This is a genomic window from Alkalinema pantanalense CENA528, assembly GCF_050753345.1.
GTDB lineage: Bacteria > Cyanobacteriota > Cyanobacteriia > Leptolyngbyales > Leptolyngbyaceae > Alkalinema > Alkalinema pantanalense.
In genome coordinates this window covers 1-4,241 of sequence record NZ_JBLZFX010000186.1, presented here as the reverse complement: position 1 = coordinate 4,241, position 4,241 = coordinate 1, and the positions used below count along the sequence as shown (strand labels likewise).

Annotated in this window: 4 protein-coding genes and 1 riboswitch; all 4 genes read left to right on the top strand. The window is 51.3% G+C overall.

All coding sequences use genetic code 11. From position 1 onward, the window contains the following. Positions 1-383 precede the first annotated feature (383 nt). A riboswitch (guanidine-I (ykkC/yxkD leader) is annotated at positions 384-512 on the top strand. A 75-nt stretch (positions 513-587) separates the two neighbouring features. Then, positions 588-1,784 carry an agmatinase family protein gene (locus ACN4EG_RS27245; protein WP_431633429.1) on the top strand — a complete coding sequence of 399 codons (1,197 nt, stop codon included), beginning with the start codon at positions 588-590 and terminating at the stop codon, positions 1,782-1,784. A gap of 29 nt (positions 1,785-1,813) precedes the next feature. Then, a complete protein-coding gene (hypA, locus tag ACN4EG_RS27240; RefSeq protein WP_431633428.1) occupies positions 1,814-2,179 on the top strand; it encodes a hydrogenase maturation nickel metallochaperone HypA in 366 nt (121 codons plus the stop codon). 126 nt (positions 2,180-2,305) lie between these two features. Beyond that, positions 2,306-3,049 carry a hydrogenase nickel incorporation protein HypB gene (hypB, locus tag ACN4EG_RS27235; protein ID WP_431633427.1) on the top strand — a complete coding sequence of 248 codons (744 nt, stop codon included), beginning with the start codon at positions 2,306-2,308 and terminating at the stop codon, positions 3,047-3,049. A gap of 122 nt (positions 3,050-3,171) precedes the next feature. Further along, positions 3,172-3,987: an ABC transporter ATP-binding protein gene (locus ACN4EG_RS27230; protein WP_431633426.1), complete on the top strand. Its 816-nt coding sequence runs from the start codon at positions 3,172-3,174 to the stop codon at positions 3,985-3,987. Positions 3,988-4,241: the final 254 nt, after the last annotated feature.

Sequence of the window (4,241 nt, the reverse complement as noted above, 5' to 3'; positions counted from 1 at the left end):
GCATACTGCATTTGAGCAATTGATCCGTCCTATGAATCAGTTCATCTGTCCTTCAGTGCAGCGATTAAACCTGCAACTTATCTTTTCCTCTGCTTAGAGTGACTGAAGAGGGTTAAGTTCAATACAGTTCTTACCCGCAACTTGACCGATGATAAATTTGCTACGAGTTTATACGGAAGGTAATTGGTTAAACTCCCTGGGATATTTTTTTCGAAGGTTTCGAGCTGAAGTTTTCGGGTTTAGATCTTTCCACGGTTTAATCAAGGTCGCTTACGCGCTGGGCTCGTTGCGCATCGTAGGTTTAGTTCTTTTCAATACCGCTGCTTGCCATTTTGACCGCAATTTGCAGCGTAATGGGTGACCTAAACTAGCACGGAAGAAAAATTTATCGCCTCTAGGGTTCCGGCAGCGATCGTTAGCCGCAAACTGTGACTGGTCCAAGAGAGGCAAACCAGCATCGGGACTGGATGCAGCCCAAACTGGTCACACGGCGGGAAAAAAGCCCGGGAGAGGAGGGTTCTAAGGTTTCTATTACCTAGAGCTTAATCTTCCGGGCTTTTCAATCCAATTCTCGTTTGGGTTCCAATATGAGCGACAATCCATTGTTTCAAAGCCCTGGGCAATCTCCTAGACAGAATGGCCGAGAAGCCAGTCACGGTCTAGAACGAGAAGCCCAACTGCCCTTAACGGGTTGGCAGCAGGAGGTGTCCCAGGGGCTGGAATATGGCCTGGAAGCCGCAGACAGCATTCGCGATCGCACCATTTCCACCTTCTCCCGAGGAGAATTGCCCCACTTCGCGGGGATTAACACCTTCCTCAAAGCCCCCTACTTAGAAGATGTGCGCAAGGTGGGCGAGTATGATGTCGCGATCGTCGGAGTGCCCCATGATTCCGGCACCACCTACCGCCCCGGTACCCGCTTTGGCCCCCAAGGAATTCGCCGCATTTCCGCTCTTTACACGCCCTATAACTTTGAATTCGGCGTTGATTTACGGGAACAGATTACCCTGTGTGACGTGGGTGACATTTTCACCATTCCCGCTAACAACGAAAAATCCTTTGACCAAATTTCCAAAGGCATTGCCCATATCTTTAGTTCCGGCGCTTTCCCCATCATCCTCGGGGGCGACCACTCGATCGGCTTTCCAACCGTGCGCGGGGTTTGCCGTCACCTCGGCGATAAGAAAGTCGGCATTATCCACTTCGATCGCCACGTGGACACCCAAGAGACAGATTTGGATGAACGGATGCATACCTGTCCTTGGTTCCATGCCACCAACATGGCCAATGCCCCGGCGAAAAATTTGGTGCAATTGGGGATTGGCGGCTGGCAAGTGCCCCGCCAGGGCGTCAAAGTCTGCCGCGAGCGATCGACCAACATTCTAACGGTCACGGACATCACCGAAATCGGGATTGATGCGGCAGCAGAATTTGCCCTAGAGCGAGCGTTGGATGGCACGGACTGCGTTTACATCAGCTTTGACATTGACTGCATTGATGCTGGATTTGTCCCAGGCACAGGCTGGCCGGAACCCGGTGGCTTGCTGCCTCGGGAAGCCCTAGCCCTCCTCGGCAAAATTATCCAGCGGGCTCCCGTGTGTGGCTTAGAAATTGTGGAAGTCTCTCCCCCCTACGACATCAGCGACATGACTTCTTTGATGGCAACCCGCGTTATTTGCGATGCCATGGCTCACTTGGTGCTCTCTGGCCAACTGCCCCGTAAGGAGAAACCCACCTACATCCACCCCGAAGCCAACATGGCTGTTGATCAAGCTTGGAGTTAAGACTGGGAGTTAAGACTGGGAGCTAAACCATGCACGAAACTGACATGACTCGCGCACTGCTCAATACGATCAGCGACTGGTGGGACGCCCAACCCGATCGCCCGGTGATTGAAAAAATCCATCTCATCGTTGGGCAGTTTACCTGCGTCGAACCTGTCAGCTTGCAGTTTGCCTTTGAGGTGCAAACCCGTGGCACCTTTTTGCAAGGAGCCGAATTGGTGATCCAAGAAACGCCCCTGATTGCCTACTGCCATTCCTGCCAACAGGAATATCGTCCGCAATACGGCCTTCAGTACGCCTGCCCCACCTGCCACGCCCCCATGGAAGACATCCGTTCCGGGCGGGAACTGAAGATCGATCGCATTGAATACAGCCCCCAACCTGCCCCCCATTGACTCGTTTTCCCACCCGTTCAGTCTCCACTGACGACCAAGTCCTGACTAATACCTGATCACAACAACTGACCCATAGTTAACGAATCTCACCCAATTTTCCATTCACAATTTCCCTTTTGTTTTCCTATGCACCAAACCTTTGACGCAGCCCTGGGAATTAACCTGCTCCACGCTAACCAAGCCGGAGCCGACCACAACCGCAAACACTTGGACGCATGGGGAATTACTTGCCTCAACATTATGAGCAGTCCCGGTGCGGGCAAAACCGCATTGCTGGAAAAGACCCTGGCCACGCTGGCGGAAGAACTCAAAATTGCGGTGATTGAAGGCGATATGACGACGGAGTTAGACGCCGATCGCCTGCGCCAGTACAACGTTCCGGTCATTGCCATCAACACCGGGCGCTCCTGCCACCTGGATTCCAAGATGGTATCCGGTGGCCTGCACCAATTCGCCCACAACTACAATCCTGAAGAATTTGATTTGGTGCTGGTGGAAAATGTGGGAAATCTCGTCTGCCCTGCTGAATTTGAAGTAGGAGAACATGCCAAGGTTGCCCTGCTCAGCGTCACCGAAGGCGAAGACAAGCCCTTGAAATATCCAGTCATGTTCCAAGAAGCAGATTGCTTACTGATTACCAAACTGGATCTGGCACCCTATGTCGATGCCAATATCGAACAAATTATTGCCAATGTCCGGCAAATGAACCCCACAGTGACGATCATTCCCGTCTCTGCAAAAACGGGGGAAGGGCTAGATCAGTGGTTTGATTGGGTGCGTCAATTCCAACGATCGCATCAGTTGTATCGACAGCATTCCCATACAGATTCCCATCACCATGCTCAGTCAACGGTTTTGGAACAGGTCTAGATTCCACTGAGAACACATTGAGCTCCAGTTTCCTAGCAGGGTAAAGGCAATCTTCAGCATCATTAGCAATCGTCTCACAGCATGCAGTCCGGTATCGACAACCATCGTTTTTGGTATCTTCCATGATGACAGAATATGCTCAGCCGGTTTCCAGTGTTGACACGATCGCGAAACTCTCCGTCCAACAAATCTACAAACACTACAAGGGCCGAGGTAAAACAGCAGATAATGCCATCACCGTTTTGGATAATGTTAATTTATCCATTCAACCTCGGGAGTTAATCTGTCTCGTGGGTTCCTCCGGCTGTGGCAAGTCTACGCTTCTGAATATTATTGCAGGGCTGACCCCACCGTCCTCCGGTGAAGTGTATGTAGATGGCCAACCCGTTACCGGACGACCGGGTTCCGATCGGGGCATGGTGTTTCAAGGGTATACCCTCTACCCCTGGTTAACCGTGGCGCAAAATGTGGCCTTTGGGTTAAAACTGCGCAAAATCCCCAAGGCGGAGCAGCGGGAACGGGTGCAATATTTTCTGGAGGTTGTCGGGCTGAGTGACTACGCCACTGCCTATCCCAAACAACTGTCTGGCGGCATGAAACAGCGGGTCGCGATCGCCCGCGCCTTGGCCAATGAACCGGCGTTGCTGCTGATGGATGAACCCTTTGGAGCCTTGGATGCCCAAACCAAGGAACAAATGCAGCAGTTTTTGCTGGAGCTCTGGGAGAAAACCCATGTGACGATTTTGATGATTACCCATGATGTGGAGGAGGCCATTTACCTAGCGCAACGGGTATATGTGATGCGGGCCCGTCCCGGCAGAATTCATGCGGAAATTCCAGTGCCGTTTCCAGAACATCGCGAATTAGATCTGAAATTATCTAGTGATTTTGTTCGCATTAAACGGCAAGTTGTCCATGCATTGCGTGACGATACCTAGGGATGGAGCTTCAGGGATTCGATCGCATTCAAAACCTTTTATCTAAACTGCATCTCTTTTTTATCTCCTTTCTTTGATCCCTGTCCATTGATTGAGCACCTGTAGCTCCACAGCCATGATGAAATTATTGTCCTTTCGTAACTACTCAGGCTGTGGTTTAAGCGACACAGGATTGCCCGAGAACAATCCAACGAGAGCGTCTAAAAGATTGATATTCTGCTTGCGCAAGGTGGATAAATAGCCCCGAATGCGAC

Bases quoted from the DNA above. Each gene is read 5' to 3' on its own strand.
- ACN4EG_RS27245 (WP_431633429.1), top strand. From the start codon at position 588: ATGAGCGACAATCCATTGTTTCAAAGCCCTGGGCAATCTCCTAGACAG.
- hypA (WP_431633428.1), top strand. From the start codon at position 1,814: ATGCACGAAACTGACATGACTCGCGCACTGCTCAATACGATCAGCGAC.
- hypB (WP_431633427.1), top strand. From the start codon at position 2,306: ATGCACCAAACCTTTGACGCAGCCCTGGGAATTAACCTGCTCCACGCT.
- ACN4EG_RS27230 (WP_431633426.1), top strand. From the start codon at position 3,172: ATGATGACAGAATATGCTCAGCCGGTTTCCAGTGTTGACACGATCGCG.